The following is a 17,440-nucleotide window of genomic DNA, read 5'->3' on the forward strand; positions in this document are numbered from 1 at the left end:
AAAGATTAATTTTCCATTTTGGAAAGAAGCAGCAATGCCGTTCTTCATGCGTCCTGTCAATTGAAAAGAAAGGAAAAGAGCGGTTTTCAAGCTATTTAAGCTTGTTCGGCTACTTTTATGAGATGAAGAGGGGGGTTATGGTTTGATTTTATATCCAGTGCTCAGAACGACGAGGGTAATTGCCCAAATTACAACCATCCAAATGGATGCCATTCCTAATCCTGCCCAGACGTCTAATTCATGAGCGCCTGTAAAACCATAACGTACGGCTTCTACAAGACGAAATACAGGATTATAGTCTAATAGGAATTGCAATTCTTCGATCACCGCACTTCGTGGAAAAAAGGAGCCTGACAAGAACATCAATGGCATAACAAAGAAGGTTTCTTTTGCAGAAAGCTTGTCCCATTTTTCGGACCAGATGGTGGCAAGTACACCTGCGGACGAAAATAAGAAACACCCAATCAAAATCGCCGCAACAAGCTCAGGTATGTGTATAGGCATTGTTGGTCCTCCCATTAGAAGCAAAACCAACCAAACAGAAATACCGATGGTAGATGCGACAAACATGGAAGAAATTGTGTAACTCAGTAAAATTTCAAACCCACTGAACGGGGCGCCGAGTAAATCTTCAATATTACCTTCAAGCTTATCAAACATCAGAGAGAAGGCTGTCGATTCAAAAGCGCGTTGCAACATGGATGTAATGATGAAACCCGTGGAAAGAAATACAATATAATCCAGACCGTTGGTTTTTGGCATATTTTCACCAACAGCAATTGTAATTATGATCGCGAATAAAGCCGCTTGAAGGGCAGGGCCAATAACAGATACACCAAAAAAGCGCACTTCACGGCGCAGTTCGCGTTCCACCAAGGTGCGAATACCGATGAGGTTTAAATAACTTAATTTTACAGGTGTGATTGTATCTGACATGGTGCAAAAATCCTACCTTAAGCTTTTAATTTATAGCCAGATTTTACCCATCGCCAAGCGCTTAGGAATAATACCGTATTTACACCAAGCATTACAGCAACGCCAATCATGGGAACGGAATCCGATTGGCCAATGAAGCCATAACGGAAACCATCAATCATATAGAAAAATGGGTTGAACTGGGTCAGGGTGTAAAATGGTTCCGGTAAGCGAGTAATAGAATAAAACGTACCGCTTAAGAATGAAAAAGGCATGATTACAAAATTGGTAACAGCAGCAATATGGTCAAATTTCTCTGACCAAAGGCCACCAAGAATACCAAGTAATGATAACATCATAGATGCCATAACAGCATGAAAAATAATAAAGAAAATGTTGTGGATAGACATATCAACAAAGAAAGACATGGCGATCGCTGTAACAAAACCAACAAGCGTTCCGCGTGTTATCCCCCCTAATGTATAGGCCGCTGTAAATTCAAAAGGGCTGATGGGTGGTAATAAAACGTCGACGATATTTCCTTGGATTTTAGAAATCACCAGGGATGAAGATGTATTGGCAAATGCGTTTTGCGCCATGCTCATCATGATCAAGCCGGGTGCCAGGAATGATGCAAAGGCAACGCCATTTACTGTTTCAACAGCCCGGCCTAATGCCAAGGTGAAGATAGCAAGAAACAGAAGGGTAGTGATCACAGGGGCAGCAACCGTCTGCGTGAAGACATTTAGAAAACGTTTTACTTCTTTGACATAAAGATAGCTCGCACCGATCCAATTAATGCGGCCAAAACGTCTAGGCGTAGCAACTTCCGACATAGGAACTCTTTTCTTTCGATAGGAGAATGGTTTTTTGTATTTGTATATGCAATTGATTTGAATTTAGAAGTTCAATTGCATGAATTCAAGAGGGGTAAGGGAAACAGTCTGTCTTTCAACTGCATAATATTTATGAATTTGATTTAATAATCCTTATTATCATCACGTCCAGCGGAACGTTCTGTCTGTCTTTTACTACGACGATCTGAATTAACGACTTCCAACGCAGATTTATTAAATTTACCCGCTTCTACTCGGTTCTTTAATTCCAGATCTTCGCTTTCACTATCCCAGCTATGCATCATGCGAACAGTGCCGGCGCGGCTACCAACACCTGACATATCGTACCCAATGGATACCATCTCAACCTCACGGGTTGGTTGTGGCATGACGCGGAACAATTTGATAATAAAGTCCTCTTTAGTTTCCTGAGAGTCATTTTGTAACTTTTTCCAACCGACATAATGTTGTTCCCAACCATCAAGCGCATAGGCGATATGCATTCGGTTCTCATAAAGCTCTTTTTTCAACTCTTTGAACATATCATCATGCGTGTAGGACCTATCATCCACAATAAGAAGTTGGATAGCGCTGGCTTGTTTCTGGGCAAAATCAAGAAACTTATCTGCATTTTCCTGGATGTTCGTGATGAAGCCCGAGATTTCAATATTTGTCCCTTCGCGAAATTCTTCCAAGCGATCCATTAAATCTTCTAGTGCGCCCAATTGGCGACTGAGATAGCCGATATCTCTTTCTTTGCTATCCTTATCAAGGATTGAGCAGATGGGGGCAGCAAAGGAAGAATAGAAATCAAGGCGCGCAGAAAGGGTTTCCGGGGTTATTTCCCCATGTTCTGCTGCTGCTTTCGTAATTTCGCGGGTGAGACGCAAAACATCTTCCGGATTTTCACGGGCTAACTGTTGCAGGATGCTGCGACTTACATATTTCAGTTCACGATTATCAATTGTAGCGCCGTATTTACGTGCGAAAATAGAAAGAATTTCAAAATATGTATTTTGAGAATCCACTGATTCGATACGTAACTCTTCAACTGCGCGCATCCGCAAGATCGGATCAGCAAAAGCCATATCAGTTTCAAATCGAATTTCTCGCATGGCTTGAGGGTCTATATATCCTTCAGTTTTATATCCATATTGAGAAACGGAAGCATGGAGTGCTTTGTCACGATCAGAAAGTTCAGCCCATTCCATCACATCAAGGAAGGGCATGACCAAATCTCCACCAACACCAAGTGCAGAATCGCCCGCCCAATTACTGATCAGAGCTTCGTATACGCTGCCTTCAACTTTAGAAGGACGACACCGCATACCGCCTAAATTCTTGGTTTCAAAACCAATATAGACGCCTCGATCTTGGAATTTTCCCGGCTTTGCCATGGTTTGTTTAGAGCCTTACACATCATTAAGTTAGAGATATCTGTGAGATACCTCTTTAAGGTATAGTGTTTTTTACCTCGTTTTAAAATAGTGTAACAGCAAATAAAACGGCGCCCAACAAAATTGAGCGCCGTTTTAAATTAGCTGTCGTGCCATGACAGGATGGGAGGGGCAGGATATCTTAGCCAAGGCACTTCAAGCTCGTCTTGGATGAAAAAGGTTTTTGCCTCTTTCTAAATATGACTATAAGGATGTTTAGATGGATTGCCTGTGATGATCATCACAGGAAAGTGTTTTTTATAATTTTATGTTTAATTTTATGTTTTAGGGAAGGAGGGCGAAAATGAATGACGATAACAAGCTTGTTCCTTTTGCGCGCCTTGCCAAGAATGACCCTCAAAAATCAAAAGCTAAAACCAAAACACCAGCCCGAAAAGAGAAGAAGCCCAAGCCAGTAAATGCGGCACGTTTAAATAATATCGCTCTTTACTATTTGGAGCGATTTTCCAGTAGTGCGGAAAATCTACGCCGAGTGTTGATGCGTCGCGTTGATAAATCCCATATACAACTGGGAACGGATCGCGAGGAAGGACGGCAAGCGGTTGATGAAATAGTGGAACGATTTATCGAGGTTGGTTTGTTAAATGATCAGCTTTATGCGCGTTCCGTTGCATTTTCTCAACATCGGCAAGGTAAATCTGTAAAAGCCATTCGAATGAAGCTTATATCGAAAGGCGTTGGGTCATCTGACATTGATGCAGCTCTTTTGGAACTTGAGGAGGAATTAGAAGGTGACAGTGATACAGAAGCCGCGATTTCGTATGCGAAGAAAAGGCGTTTAGGGCCATTTCGGATAAAAGAGAGAGCAGAGAGACGAGATCGCGATATGGCAGCGTTAGCGCGACAAGGCTTTTCATATGATCTCGCCCGTAAGGTTATCGATGCGGAAGATATTAGTGATTTGGATGATTTGCTTTACTGAATAAACTTGTTTTTAGAAATCAATGCAACGACCAGCTTTTTCCCAATCGCCATAACGGGTCGGTTCTAAACCTTTTGGACCACCAATTTCAATTTCAACTTCCCCGTTTTCTTCTGCCATTTTACGCCAGCGTCGACCGGCTTCGTCAGCCTTTATTTCAGCAAGCGTTTTTGAATCATGTCCTTTAACTTCTGGGTCCATGATAGGTGCATCATCATCAGATGTCATTGTGGTAGGCGCTTGTTTTTCAACAGGTGCTTTTGAAGATTTGAACAGGTTTTTTAATTTTTCCATAATGATCTATATATGTGATTACTCTTTATAAAAGTAAAGATTTAATCTTTTCCCTTTCTTTCATGTGTTTTTCGGGTCATAACCCTGCTTATGACAAATACATCCAGAAATTCCAAAAACCGTTCCAAGCCTCCTTATCGCCGTCGTGAGCATGCAGAAATATCTGCACGTCTTGTTGCATTGCGTATGCTGCGTCGTATCCTTGATAAAGGACAGAGTTTTGATCAAGCCCAAATACAACTGGCTGATGATCTCAAGCAATTGGAAGATCGGGATAAAGGGTTTGCCCGCGCAATTGTCTTGAATAGTTTACGTTACAAAGGACAATTGGATGCTTTGGCAGAAGAATTTTTGGAACGTCCGGTAACAGGTGATCAGGGAATGGTTGCACATTTCTTGCGCGTAGGCATGGTGCAATTATTAATACTAGATACGCCACCTCATGCGGCTGTTGGGGAATTACTTTCCTTATTGGATAAAACGTCTGAATTTGCCATTATCCGCAAATTCAAAGGCTTAATTAATGCTATTCTGGGGCGCGCAGATCGAGAAGGGGATGCATTGCTTGCGATTCAAAATGCAGCAAAATTAAACACGCCTGCCTGGATTTGGGATAGCTGGGTCCGTGACTATGGTGAGGAAACCGCGCAAGCAATGGCGGAAGCCAATCTTGAAGAAGCGCCCATTGATGTTTCCCCGCGCCATTTGAAAGATGCTGAAAAATTAACAGATGCTATTGATTTACCTGGCGGTGGGCAGCGTTTGCCGGCTGGATATCATATGCAAAATGTACCAGGGTTTAGTGAAGGCCACTGGTGGGTGCAGGATTTAGCGAGTTCGCTACCGCTTAAGATTGCGGATAAACTCATTGGCGGATTTGATGGTAAAACTGCTTTGGATTTATGTGCAGCTCCCGGTGGAAAAACTATGCAGATGGCCGCAGCTGGTGCGAAGGTAACTGCGGTAGATATTTCCAAGTCACGCTTGGCCCGTTTACATGAGAATTTAGACAGAATGGGTTTGTCCGCAGATATTCATGTGGCGGATGTTGTGAAATGGAAACCAACAGAGCAAGCAGATATTGTATTTGTTGATGCACCATGTGGGGCAACAGGAACCATGCGCCGTCATCCCGATTTGGCTCATATTAAATCGCAGGAAGATGTTGATAAGCTGGTTGCGACACAAGCACGTTTGTTACCTGCGGCATGGGATATGGTGAAATCCGGTGGATATATGATGTATGCAGTTTGCTCTTTGCAAAAAGAAGAGGCTGAACATCAATTTCAAAGCTTTATGAATAGCCTGTCAGATGGCGAATTTATTGCTATTCCAAAAGATGTCGTTAGTGGCGTTGAAGACTGCATTACCGACGAAGGCCTGTTACGTTGCCGTCCAGACATTTTGTCTGAAATAGGCGGTATGGATGGTTTCTTCGCGGGATTGATCCGTAAAAAAGGTTAATCGCCAACAGCCTCGGTTGTGACTACAGCTTTACTTTTCCAACTTTCTATCTTTCGATATAAAGTAGATGGCGCAACTTCAAGTTTTTTAGCAGCTTGCGGGATATTGCCTTCGCATACCTGAATGGCCATTTCGATATAGGATTTTTCAGCGATCCAGAGCGGGGATACCGTAGTTGGGTCTTTCATCGTCATAGCGTGACCTGCTTTGGCGATTTGGGCATCAACAAGTTTTGCTTGTTCTGGCGAAATCTCAATATGACTGAGTGGAGGTGGTAACATTTCCGGTTGAACAATTTCACCGTCATTTAGAACCACAATGTTGCGGATAATATTCTGCAATTCACGTACGTTACCCGGCCATTTATAAGTGGCCAGAATGCGCTCCACTTGTTCACCAAAACCACGGAAATTCTTTTCTTCTTCCAAGGTATAGTCTCTTAAGAATTTACGAGCAATCAGCAAGATATCTTCACCGCGCTCTCTAAGCGGCGGCATCGGAATAGGGATTACATGAAGGCGATAATATAAATCCTCACGGAAGTTACCTTGTTCAACTTCTTCCAAAACATCGCGGTTAGTTGCACAGATGAATCTTACATTCACTTCTTCAACTTGGCTGCCGCCTACCTTTTGGAAGGTGCCTGTTTGAATGAAACGTAATAGTTTGGTTTGTAACTCCATCGGCATTTCACCGATTTCGTCTAGAAATAATGTGCCGCCATTGGCCATTGTTGCCGCGCCGTCGCGGTCCGCAGTCGCACCTGTAAAGGCACCTTTTTTATGGCCGAAAATCTCTGATTCCATCAGGTCGCGCGGAATAGCACCACAGTTGATGGCGATGAATGGGTTTTCCGCACGTTTACTTTGGCGATGAATTGCTTCTGCGCAAACTTCTTTACCTGTACCGGATTCACCGGTGATGAAAACAGTGGCCTTGGATGTTGCAGCAGAATCGATAATGCGATAAACGGCCTGCATGGAAAGGGAAGATCCGACAAATCCTTCAAAATTCGCACGACTGGAATCTTTAATACTTTCTACAAGCTCCGTAAGTTTTAACTGTTCTAGGGCATTGGTGATGGTAACACGCAAGCGATTGGCATTAAAGGGTTTTACGATAAAATCATAAGCCCCTGTACGCATGGCATCTACAGCCACAGCAACAGATCCATGGGCAGTGATCACGACCGTATTAATGGGTAACTCATTTTCTTGAATGACTTTCAGCAGATCAAGACCATTCATATCTGGCAGCTCAATATCAAGCAGCAGAATATTTGGTTTCCATTCTTGAATAAGCTGTAAGCCAAACTTGCCAGTCTCTGCGATTTTCACATCAACGTCGAGTTCAGACATATATTGCTTATAAAGCAAGGATAGGGATGGAGTATCTTCCACCAACAATACGCGTGGTCTTATGGACATTGATTTTAAGGTCCTGAAGTCGTTGCAGCCATATATCACAAATTGAGATTTGCAATTTGCAAATTATGCCTTGAAATAGATAAATCTGCAAGCAAAGAATGGAGGAAGTATCAGGTTACCATTCGCCAAAAATGACACCTTTTTTCTGCCAACTATCTGTTCTTGCTTCGACTTCTTGATCACTGATGGTTTTACGAACCTTGCGTCCGGATAAATGCCAATCAAATAATATCTGGGCGAATTCCTCACGGATATTAGCAAAAGCTGGGTCTTGGCCTAAATCATTTAATTCAAGCGGGTCGCTAACCATATCGAATAATTGTGCTGGATATCCAAGGTAATGGATGTATTTCCAATTTTCTGATCGGACCATCCAAGCCTTACAGCTATTTACATCTAAACCTAGTTCAAGTCTTGCGCCGCGATGGGAATAATCCAATTCACAAATTGCGTAGTCGCGCCAATTTGCAACTTTACCATCTTTTAATAGCTGGAGCAGGGATCGTCCTTCCAACCTTGGATTTGGAACTGAGCCTCCTAGACTGTCAACAAAGGTGGGAATAAGGTCGATTGCTTCGACAAGCTCATCTATCACTTGTCCTTCTGCTAAATCGGGGCCTGCGATAATAAGGGGGATTTTGGTCGAGCAATCATGAAAGAGTTCTTTTTCACCAAGCCAATGATCTCCCAAGTAATCTCCATGATCCGATGTAAAAACGATTAACGTATCGTCTAATCGTCCGTTCTTTTCCATAAAGCCAAAGAGGCGGGCTAGCTCGTCATCTAATTGCTGGATCAATGCCATATAAGCAGGAATTACTGTTTCTCGTGTTTCCTCGCGGGCGAAGTTACGTCCTTCGGCATGGTTCATAAATGCTTTTACCACGGGATGCGGATTATCTAGTTCATGATCTTGTCGATTAGCCTTAGGGATATCATTTTTGCTGAAGTTCGAAAAATAAGGCTCCGGCGCCATATAAGGCCAATGAGGTTTGATATAGCTAAGATGCAAGCACCATGGTTCATCACCTTGTTCTTCCATAAATTTCATAGCTTGATCTGTCATCCAAGGTGTTTCTGAATGTTCAGCCTTAATACGTGCGGGTTTATTGCAGTTACGCATATACCAACCCGACAGAATTTCACCATTTTCGCCTTCCGCCGCATTTGCCCAACTATGCCAAGGGTTTTCACCATCGTAACCTTGATTACGTAAATACTGGTTATAAGCCAAATCAGGGTTGGTTAGCTGGTCTGGATGCAGACCATCATCGCGGATATAAGGCTCAAATCCAGCTTGTGCAGTAAGAATGCCTTCGTAACTATCGGGTTCAATGGATAGTTTTTCCATACTTGCCATATCTGCAACCATATGAGTTTTACCCGCCAACGCGACCCGTAGCCCAAGAGGACGTAAATAATCGCCAAGTCCCCATTCGCCGACTGATAATGGAATTTGATTCCAGGTTGCACCATGTGATGTGACGTAGCGACCTGTATAAAAAGAGACACGGGAAGGGCCACAAATAGCGGATTGCACATAAGCATTGGTAAATCGGGTGCCACGTGCAGCTAGTGCGTCAATGGTTGGTGTTTTTAAAGTTTTATGTCCCGCGCAGCTAAGATAATCCCAGCGGAGTTGATCTGCCATAATAAAGAGAATATTTTTAGTTTTACTCATTTTTCTTTTATCCCGTATCCCGATAAAACTTTATGGGACAGAAAATAGGAAATAAAATCCATTCCGACCAGCAGATATTGAATTAAAATAATCTTTAACGGGAAAACAAATAAGTAAGGTCATTTACTTGCAATCAAAAATAAGTATAACAAGCAACACTTAATAACTAATCCCAATCTATTGGAGACACCAATGTCTGAAAAAACTACCGAAGTTCGTTTTGTCGTATGGCAGTTTGTGCGTTTGATGGTGCGATTGGAAGAGACTGTTGAGGCTGGTGCCGCAGGTGAAGTAAAAGATCTCTATAACAGCTGGGAAGATGTTTGGGTTGATCTGGATGCGAAGCTCGTTGATTTGGGGCGTAATGACCCGGAAGCTTTCGCCGAACTTATGATGGATCAAGAGGTTGTAACGGAACTGACCGCAGTTGAATGTGGTATCGTAGCAACCCAGCTTAAAAATGTTGTCGATGATTTGATTGAGAAATTGAAACATACAGATGACACAGAAGAAGTTGAAGATTTCTCTTTTGAACGTGATGATCTGACATCACTTGTAAACGAACTCAAAGCGTTATCCAAAAATTTGTAATAAGCTTTATGTAAGAAAATGCTGCGCTATCTCAATTATTGCAGATAGTTGCATTTTTTATTTTGAGTTTTTCCTCCAACGTGTTGAAATCATTTTGACATGAAAAAATAATATTGTTGTTCCACAGAGATGATATGGCTCTGTGAGCAAGAAAATTATATGTCAAAAGATCTAACTTTACGTAAGGAGTTTAAGATATGGGACGAGTTGCCGTTGTTACAGGTGGTACACGAGGAATCGGTGAGGCCATTTGTGTCGGATTAAAAGAAGCAGGTTATACTGTGGCTGCAAATTATGGTGGAAATGCGCAAGCGGCCGCCGAATTTACAGATAGAACAGGTATTTCTGCATATAAATTTGATGTATCCGACTTTGAAGCCTGTAAAGAAGGGATTGCGGCAATCGAGGCTGATTTAGGACCTGTAGAAATATTAGTAAATAACGCGGGAATAACCCGTGATGGCACAATTCATAAAATGACGCCAGATAACTGGCAGCAAGTCTTGGATACCAATCTTGGTTCCTGTTTCAATATGTGCCGTAATGTTATTGATGGTATGCGTGAACGCGGTTTTGGTCGCATCGTGAATATCGGATCAATCAATGGTCAAGCAGGTCAATATGGTCAGGTTAACTACGCAGCCGCGAAATCAGGTATTCATGGTTTTACTAAAGCCTTGGCACAGGAAGGGGCCGCAAAAGGGGTGACCGTAAACGCAATTGCACCAGGATATATTGATACAGATATGGTACGATCTGTGCCGCCTGTGGTTTTGGAAAAAATCGTTGCAAAAATCCCGGTTGGTCGTTTAGGTAGTGCACATGAAATTGCCCGTGGTGTCCGGTTCTTGGTCGCTGATGATGCCGGTTTTGTGACAGGGTCCACGTTGTCCATTAATGGTGGCCAACATATGTACTAAAACCAATGAGAGTTAATTGGTGAAATCAGAAAAAATATCTAAGCCATCTATTGGTATTGGGGTGGTGTTGCTTTGGGAAAATAGTGTTCTATTAATCCAACGCGGCACTCCGCCCAAACAGGGGGCATGGTCTATTCCTGGCGGTAAGCAGGAACTTGGGGAGACTATGAAGCAATCTGCCGTCCGCGAAGTTAAGGAGGAAACAGGGCTTGTCATTGAGGAAGAAAAACTTAAGCTTCTTGATGTAGCAGATATGATACAGCTTCCTCATTTTCATTATAGTTTAATTGATTTTTATGTAACTGAATTTTCTGGCGAGGTGAAAGTCGGTTCAGACGCCATGGATGCGCGCTGGGTGAAACTCACTGACTTGCCTGATTATCAGATGTGGGATGAAACCGCGCGTGTTATACGCTTGGCCATTGAAAAATTGTCTCAATAACTTTTCTCCTTGTTAGATATAAGAAAGCTCCTTAAGTAAGAAGTGGTATTTTCAAGGGGGATTTTATGTCTGAACTTCAAGCGACATTGATCGGTGGCACAGCGATCCTGCTATGGGGCGCGTTAGCATTGTTTACGGTGTGGACCGGCTTGGTCCCACCATTTTTGCTTGTTGGGATGACCTTCACACTTGCCTTCGGGTTGATGTGTGCAAAATGGCTGATATTTCGTGAAAACCCGCTTAAATATTTGCCGAAACAAAAAGCTGTGTGGATTTTAGGTGTTGCCGGATTATTTGGCTATCACGCTTTGTATTTTGTTGCATTACGTAATGCACCTGCAATGGATGCAAGTTTGATTGCTTATCTTTGGCCATTATTGATTGTTGTGTTTTCCGCGCTGTTACCGGGCGAAGAAAGATTGCGTTGGTTTCATATTGCAGGTGCACTTTGTGGTTTGGCGGGGTGTTGGATTTTAATCAGTGATGGTGGACAGGTCAGTTTTAAGGCTGAATATACAGTCGGCTATTTGGCGGCTATTGCCTGTGCGTTAACTTGGTCCAGTTATTCGGTGATCAGTCGAAAGTTTTCTCATGTGGCGACAGATACGGTCGGGTGGTTTTGTATGGTGACAGCTATTCTTGGTTTTGTTTTCCATGGATTGTTTGAAGAGACGATTTTGCCGACCGATACGATACAATGGTTGGCAATTGTTGGTTTGGGGTTAGGACCCGTTGGTATCGCGTTTTTCACTTGGGATATTGGAGTGAAAAAAGGAAATATCAAACTTCTGGGAGCATCTAGTTACGCAACGCCTTTGATTAGCGCCGTTTTATTGATCCTTGCAGGACGGTCTGAGGCGAGTTGGGCGATCGCAATCGCATGTTTAGGAATTGTCGGCGGTGCTGTTCTTGCAGCAAAAGAAATGATTTTTGGTAAAGGTAAATCAGCTTAATGTATGATTTAGTGATTTTTGATTGCGATGGTGTCTTAGTTGATAGTGAGGCGCTGGTCGCAGGTATCTATAGTGATTTTTTTAAATCCCATGGGATTGATATCACAGCCCACGAACTTGGCGAGCAATATGCAGGCAAAACGGATTTTAACCTGATGCAAGATATTCAAGCCCGTTTCAAAGTAACCTTGCCTGAAGATGCCCAAGCAAAGGTATCTTCTATTGCTAAGGCGCGTATGGAAACGGAACTTCAGCCGATTGATGGTGTGAAATCATTGTTGAAAAACCTTCCTTTCCCCAAATGTGTCTGTTCCAATAGTGGTTATAAAAGATTGTTATCTTCACTGGATATTACAGGTATCCTTGAATTGTTTGAGGTGGAGCATATTTTTAGTTCCAGTTTTGTTGAGAAACCGAAACCTGCACCTGATCTTCATATACTTGCTGCGTCTAAAATGGGATATGCACCAGAGAAATCACTTGTCATAGAAGATAGCGTGACCGGTATTCAAGCCGCTAAAGCCGCTGGTATGGATGTATTTGGTTTTACGGGTGCCGGACATGTCAGTGAAAGACAGGCGGATTTATTACGCGAGGCTGGTGCTCATAAAGTATTTACCCATATGGATGAGTTACGCACTTATCTGGTTGTGTAACTATTTTAATAATTAAGTTGTTAACTATCGTCAGATGCTTCTTCCATAAGCCAGTCGTGGAATGCTTGTACTTTTGCTCTATGAAAATTGTTTTCTGGACATACAAAGTAATACGCGAAGTCCCCCGGCAAGGTAAGTTCAAATGGTTTTACCAGAAGGCCGCGTTTCAAAGCATCTTTTGCAAGGAAGCTTCGACCCAGAGCAACGCCTTGACCATCAATCGCAGCCTGTAATACCAAATCAGAATAGTTGAAACTCATCCCGTGACTGGCATCCACATAATCTGCCACACCTGCAGCTTTCAACCACATACGCCAATCTGTCTGCATCTCATCATGCAATAAAGTATGGAAATAGAGATCACTTGGCTGGCGAAGGGGATGTTCGCCTTCTTCTAAAAGTTTAGGACTACAAACGGGAAAAATGTCCTCTGTCATAAAATGTACAGAGGTCAGGCCTGGATATTCACGACCGTCCCCCCAGCGAACAGCAACATCGACATCTTCACGTTCAAAGTCGGTGAGTTCAAAATTGGCGGAAATACGCAAATCAATATCAGGATGTTTCGCATGAAATCTTCCGAGGCGTGGCACCATCCATGTCGCGGCAAAGGATGGCATACAAGAAACTGTTAATGTACCCGTGCTGTCTTGTTCATGGAGCTTTTCCACTGCGTCACGAATAGTCTTTAAGGCTTCCCGAACGGCAGGTAAGAAAATCTGACCTTCTTCAGTTAACATCAATGCACGGTTCATACGTTTAAATAACGGCACGCCAAGGGATTGCTCTAACGTCTTAATCTGATGTGAAACTGCTGCTTGCGTAACGAAAAGCTCATCTGCAGCCTTGGTAAAGGAAAGATGTCGTGCGGATGCTTCGAAAGCTTTTAATGTATTTAACGGGGGAAGGCGTTTGGGCATGGGGCACCTGATTTGTGTAACTACTTTGTTACTATCGCATAAAAAAAACTAATGCGACACAAAAAAAATTATCTCTTGTAGAAAAAAATGAAAAAGCCTAAATACAGCTCATCAGAGACAACAGACGGGCTTGTCGAGAATATCCAAGTCGGTCGAACTTTTAAAAATGTAATTATATAACCCAAATTATTTACCGATGAAATCGGGTTTGGGTTTTGATGGAGAAGTTAAAATGGCTACAAACACACAATTCGTTGATACATTGGGCGGCACATCTGGTCTATTGGTAGACACAATGGCTGACATCATGTCCGGTTTTGGTTCTGCGGTTGCATCTGTAGTTGCTGCAGCACGTACATGGCAAGCTCGCGTTGAAGAGCGTAAGCATCTTGCTTCCTTGGATGCACGTTTGTTGGACGACATGGGCATGACACGCGCAGATGCATTGCGTGAAGGTAACAAGCCTTTCTGGATGTCTTAAGGATTACACTTTTCATAAGTGACCCCTGAGGTTCATTTTCCCCTGAATGAACCTACTCTGGAACCTGTCATCTCCCACTTGAATTTTATGCGGTTGGTAGCATTGAATTCTCGGCAGGTTCGGAAAATTCAAGCGCGGTGGATCGACTTGTCGGCACCGCGCTTTTTCTTTTTGTTTCAACTGTTTCATCTAAATCAACAATGTTATGCCAAGAAACGGGCGGACAGAGGGTTGGGAGTGATATATAACATTAATAATATTTCATAGATTTCTAATTAAGTATAAATACGAACGGGATTGGCAATGCAAAATGCAGCATTTTATTTACTTACAATTTTAATATGGGGATCAAGTTGGTTTGTAATTACTTTCCAATTAGGGGAGGTGCATCCCGTTGTTTCCGTGGCTTATCGTTTTGCATTGGCGGGAGTAATTCTTTTTGCTTTTGTCCATTTGTTTTCGCGTAAAAAAGAAGAAAAACAACTTAGCGTTAAAGATCATTTATTCATGGCTGCCCAAGGCTTGATGTTGTTTAGTTTTAACTATTCAACTTTCTATGTGGCGACTGGATATTTGCCTAGTGGATTAGTTGCTGTTGTTTTCTGCACAATTTCGATCTTGAATATCGTCAATCAAGCGATCTTCTTTAAGAAAAAAGTGGATGGTCGTGTTTTGATCGCCAGTATTTTAGGGCTGTTTGGTATTGGTTTGGTATTCTTACCGGAAGTAAAAATCTTATCCTTCGAAGATGATTCTATGTTTGGTCTTGCCTTATGTTTATTAGCGACCTTATTTGCATCCTTCGGTAACATGTTGGCGATGCGAAATAACAATGCTGGTATTTCTGTGAACACCTATAACAAATGGGGAATGACCTATGGCGCCATCGGGTCATTTGTTATTGTTTTATTGGCCGGGATTGAATTTAAGATCGACACCAGTTTCGATTATCTATGGTCACTTTTCTACTTAGCAGCAGTTGCATCTGTTATTGCATTTGGATGTTATTTGACACTGGTAAAAAATATTGGGGCTGATCGGGCAGCTTATGTGGCGGTATTATTCCCAATCGTTGCTTTGGGGATTTCTACCTTTTACGAAGGTTACGTCTGGACCTTGGAAGCCCTTGCGGGAGTCATCCTTATTTTAGTTGGCAATATGTTGGTGATTAGTAAGCCGGGCCAAATTAAAAAATGGTTACGCCTTAAGGCATCATGATCAGCGTTGTTTCAGGAAGAGTTTTCCGAAACTATTCATTACGTCAAACACATAGCTAAAGATATTTTGGAAGGCAAAGACGTCGGGTTGCCCCGGTAAACGTCGTCGAATGTCTTCCAAGCTGCTTTTCCCATCAATAGTACGTAAAATCAGGGCGGCATGTGGTGGTAGGGTCGGTTGAAACTTTAATCTGTTTAGCGTGAAGTTCGGTTGAACGCCTTGTGGCATGGATCGAAATTGCTGTTCTGTTTGGCTATCGCGATATACAGGTATCATATTCATATTATTCGGTTTTGCTGTGATTGCTTCCTCACGCAAGTTTGGAACACAATACAAAGTATGTTTATGCATATTGCCAGATAGAAGTTCACAAAATTGGGCACGCTCTTCTAACGATTTCTCCTTTAAAACTTCTCTTGTCTGGTCGGGTAGAGGATAAAAATCCGGATTGTAGGGAGCAGGGTCAATATAGGTAACCAGTTTTAATCCTGCATTTGATAATTCCTGATTGAGTTCCGGCACCGTATAAGAGCGATCTTGCGAATGAAGCAACAAATCAAAAATCCCTGTATCTGAGACTTCATGATCATTGATACCATCATTTTGATTGAGCCAGTTTGTGGTAGGGAGCTTTTCCAGTATTTCTTTAGTATGTTCCACACGATCATATGAAGACCCATCCGATGCAACCATTCTTAATGCTTCTTGCATTTGATACACACCGGTCCGTCCATAGGTACCATAGACCATTAAGCCGAAACCGCCGTCTGGCTTCAACGCTTTTGCTAAAGCCTTAAATCCATCTTGTGGGTTAGGCAGATGATGTAATACGCCACAACAATCAATGTAATGAAAATCACCAAGATCTGCTGCGTCTAGCAGAGAGCCTGTATGAAATGTGATGTTTTTAAGCTTTCGCGCTTTAACCCGTTTTTCAGCGATGACACGTGATGCTTTGGAAAGATCAATATAATGAATATCAGCTGCAATATTCTCATCAGTTAATTGTTGGGCAAGCATTACAAGCGCATCCCCAGTGCCACCACCTGCAATTAGGACACGGAAATTACCGTTTTCGTCTTGGGGCAGTTTACCGTTGAATAACGTATGTCGTAACTCAACGAGATGTCCGGGGGATCCGGTGATCAATCGTTTGCGCTCATCTTCTGGGCGACGCTCTGGATAAGGCAAATCTTCGTATTGAGTTTTGATCGCTTTGGTCGCTTTTTTTGCGCCTTTACCTGATAGCGTTTGCTTTTTCTTCGCCATGGGAAGTTTAATCCATTGTGATGATGACTTTGCCTGTTGCCTGACGGCTTTTTAGAAAATCTAGTGCTTCAGCCGTTTTTTCAAGGGGGAAAGTCGCGGAGACATGTGGTTTGATTTTGTTTGTTTGATATAATTTGTTTAGGCGTTCAAAGGATTTTGTAACTTTCTTGGGTGTATATTTAATGTAATCCCCCCAATAATATCCTTGAATATCGATATTTTTGACCAATAGATGATTAGCTGGGATACGTGGTACATCTCCTGAAGCAAAGCCAACAAGTAAGATACGTCCTAACGAATTCATCACACGAAGAGACTGATTAAAGGCATCGCCGCCAACTGGATCATAAACAACATCGACATTGCCAACTAATTCTTTTACGCGTTTTTTGATGCTTTCATTTTTATAATCAATGATATGATCCGCGCCATTCTCTTTGGCCAAGGCACATTTTTCTGAACCGCCTGCTGTAGCGATAACAGTTGCTCCCATTGCCTTACCAAGTTGTACTGCTGCCAATCCAACGCCACCTGCGGCGCCATGAACCATCAAGGTTTCACCTTCTTGCAATCTTGCACGATCAAAAAGTGCAAGTTCTGAGGTCCCATAGGCGACAGGATAGGCCGCTGCCTCAGGTGCGCTTGCGCCTTTCGGGGCTTGCCAGATATTAGAGCAATGTGTGACCAGTTCTTCGGCATACCCACCTGCATTGACGAAAGCGACCACATCATCGCCAACATAAACACCATCCGCATCGTCTGATACTTCGATCACTTTACCCGTGGCTTCCATGCCCGGAATAAAAGGTAAGGGAGGAATTGATTGATAGGTGCCTTTTAGGACAAGCAAGTCCGCAAAATTTAATGCAGCGGCTTTAACTTTGATACGCACTTCACCAGATGCCAGTGGTCGGGATGGTAGATCAATCATCTTTAACTGATCAATGCCACCATGTTCTGTGATTTGTAATGCGCGCATAAAAGATTAAAACCC

Annotated in this window: 18 protein-coding genes; 9 read left to right on the forward strand and 9 right to left on the reverse strand. The window is 42.6% G+C overall.

The features are described 5' to 3' along the window. Positions 1–135: 135 nt before the first annotated feature. The 3 genes from ACOQOA_RS02240 to ACOQOA_RS02250 form a co-directional block, all read right to left on the reverse strand. Complete coding sequence (locus ACOQOA_RS02240) at positions 136–936, reverse strand: ABC transporter permease (RefSeq protein ID WP_420547036.1); 801 nt, start codon at positions 934–936, stop codon at positions 136–138. Positions 937–953: 17 nt separating this feature from the next. Further along, entirely contained in the window at positions 954–1,751 is a 798-nt protein-coding gene (locus ACOQOA_RS02245) for an ABC transporter permease (protein ID WP_420547037.1), read from the reverse strand. Between the two features lie 143 nt (positions 1,752–1,894). Continuing rightward, positions 1,895–3,148: a hypothetical protein gene (locus tag ACOQOA_RS02250; RefSeq protein WP_420547038.1), complete on the reverse strand. Its 1,254-nt coding sequence runs from the start codon at positions 3,146–3,148 to the stop codon at positions 1,895–1,897. 343 nt (positions 3,149–3,491) lie between these two features. Between ACOQOA_RS02250 and ACOQOA_RS02255 the strand changes: the two genes are divergently transcribed. Continuing rightward, positions 3,492–4,130 (forward strand): regulatory protein RecX, encoded by a 639-nt coding sequence (locus ACOQOA_RS02255; protein ID WP_420547039.1) that lies wholly within the window; start codon positions 3,492–3,494, stop codon positions 4,128–4,130. A 12-nt stretch (positions 4,131–4,142) separates the two neighbouring features. On the opposite strand, the gene ACOQOA_RS02260 is transcribed toward ACOQOA_RS02255, so the two are convergent. Further along, on the reverse strand, positions 4,143–4,424 hold the full coding sequence (locus ACOQOA_RS02260; RefSeq protein ID WP_420547040.1) for a DUF1674 domain-containing protein: 282 nt from the start codon (positions 4,422–4,424) through the stop codon (positions 4,143–4,145). A gap of 90 nt (positions 4,425–4,514) precedes the next feature. Here ACOQOA_RS02260 and ACOQOA_RS02265 point away from each other — a divergent pair, with 90 nt between their 5' ends. Next, entirely contained in the window at positions 4,515–5,888 is a 1,374-nt protein-coding gene (locus ACOQOA_RS02265) for an RsmB/NOP family class I SAM-dependent RNA methyltransferase (protein ID WP_420547041.1), read from the forward strand. Here the strand turns inward: ACOQOA_RS02265 and ACOQOA_RS02270 are convergent. Further along, entirely contained in the window at positions 5,885–7,315 is a 1,431-nt protein-coding gene (locus ACOQOA_RS02270) for a sigma-54-dependent transcriptional regulator (RefSeq protein ID WP_420547042.1), read from the reverse strand. The genes ACOQOA_RS02265 and ACOQOA_RS02270 overlap by 4 nt on opposite strands. A 115-nt stretch (positions 7,316–7,430) precedes the next feature. Then, positions 7,431–8,996 carry a sulfatase-like hydrolase/transferase gene (locus tag ACOQOA_RS02275; RefSeq protein ID WP_420547043.1) on the reverse strand — a complete coding sequence of 522 codons (1,566 nt, stop codon included), beginning with the start codon at positions 8,994–8,996 and terminating at the stop codon, positions 7,431–7,433. Between the two features lie 192 nt (positions 8,997–9,188). Between ACOQOA_RS02275 and ACOQOA_RS02280 the strand changes: the two genes are divergently transcribed. The 5 genes from ACOQOA_RS02280 to ACOQOA_RS02300 all read left to right on the forward strand — a co-directional run bounded on the left by ACOQOA_RS02280 (position 9,189) and on the right by ACOQOA_RS02300 (position 12,558). Then, positions 9,189–9,587 carry a hypothetical protein gene (locus ACOQOA_RS02280; RefSeq protein WP_420547044.1) on the forward strand — a complete coding sequence of 133 codons (399 nt, stop codon included), beginning with the start codon at positions 9,189–9,191 and terminating at the stop codon, positions 9,585–9,587. Between the two features lie 197 nt (positions 9,588–9,784). Continuing rightward, on the forward strand, positions 9,785–10,507 hold the full coding sequence (phbB, locus tag ACOQOA_RS02285) for an acetoacetyl-CoA reductase (RefSeq protein WP_155156868.1): 723 nt from the start codon (positions 9,785–9,787) through the stop codon (positions 10,505–10,507). Positions 10,508–10,526: 19 nt separating this feature from the next. Continuing rightward, positions 10,527–10,949 carry an NUDIX hydrolase gene (locus tag ACOQOA_RS02290; RefSeq protein WP_420547045.1) on the forward strand — a complete coding sequence of 141 codons (423 nt, stop codon included), beginning with the start codon at positions 10,527–10,529 and terminating at the stop codon, positions 10,947–10,949. Positions 10,950–11,014: 65 nt separating this feature from the next. After that, positions 11,015–11,902: a DMT family transporter gene (locus ACOQOA_RS02295; protein WP_420547046.1), complete on the forward strand. Its 888-nt coding sequence runs from the start codon at positions 11,015–11,017 to the stop codon at positions 11,900–11,902. After that, the gene (locus tag ACOQOA_RS02300) at positions 11,902–12,558 is read left to right on the forward strand and encodes an HAD family hydrolase (protein WP_420547047.1); all 657 of its coding nucleotides are present in this window, start codon (positions 11,902–11,904) and stop codon (positions 12,556–12,558) included. Before ACOQOA_RS02295 ends, ACOQOA_RS02300 begins: the two co-directional genes overlap by 1 nt. Before the next feature lie 20 nt (positions 12,559–12,578). On the opposite strand, the gene ACOQOA_RS02305 is transcribed toward ACOQOA_RS02300, so the two are convergent. Further along, positions 12,579–13,478, reverse strand: a complete 900-nt coding sequence (locus ACOQOA_RS02305) for a transcriptional regulator GcvA (RefSeq protein WP_420547048.1) — start codon at positions 13,476–13,478, stop codon at positions 12,579–12,581. 232 nt (positions 13,479–13,710) lie between these two features. Here ACOQOA_RS02305 and ACOQOA_RS02310 point away from each other — a divergent pair, with 232 nt between their 5' ends. Beyond that, positions 13,711–13,959 carry a DUF1127 domain-containing protein gene (locus tag ACOQOA_RS02310; protein WP_420547049.1) on the forward strand — a complete coding sequence of 83 codons (249 nt, stop codon included), beginning with the start codon at positions 13,711–13,713 and terminating at the stop codon, positions 13,957–13,959. A 303-nt stretch (positions 13,960–14,262) separates the two neighbouring features. Further along, entirely contained in the window at positions 14,263–15,177 is a 915-nt protein-coding gene (locus tag ACOQOA_RS02315; protein ID WP_420547050.1) for a DMT family transporter, read from the forward strand. On the opposite strand, the gene ACOQOA_RS02320 is transcribed toward ACOQOA_RS02315, so the two are convergent. Continuing rightward, positions 15,178–16,446, reverse strand: coding sequence for a class I SAM-dependent methyltransferase (locus tag ACOQOA_RS02320; protein ID WP_420547051.1), 1,269 nt, complete (start codon positions 16,444–16,446; stop codon positions 15,178–15,180). A 7-nt stretch (positions 16,447–16,453) separates the two neighbouring features. After that, a complete protein-coding gene (locus ACOQOA_RS02325; RefSeq protein ID WP_420547052.1) occupies positions 16,454–17,425 on the reverse strand; it encodes an NADPH:quinone oxidoreductase family protein in 972 nt (323 codons plus the stop codon). Between the last annotated feature and the right edge of the window lie 15 nt (positions 17,426–17,440).

It is taken from the genome of Curvivirga sp. (assembly GCF_965219885.1).
Classification (GTDB): Bacteria; Pseudomonadota; Alphaproteobacteria; order UBA8366; family Aestuariispiraceae; genus Curvivirga.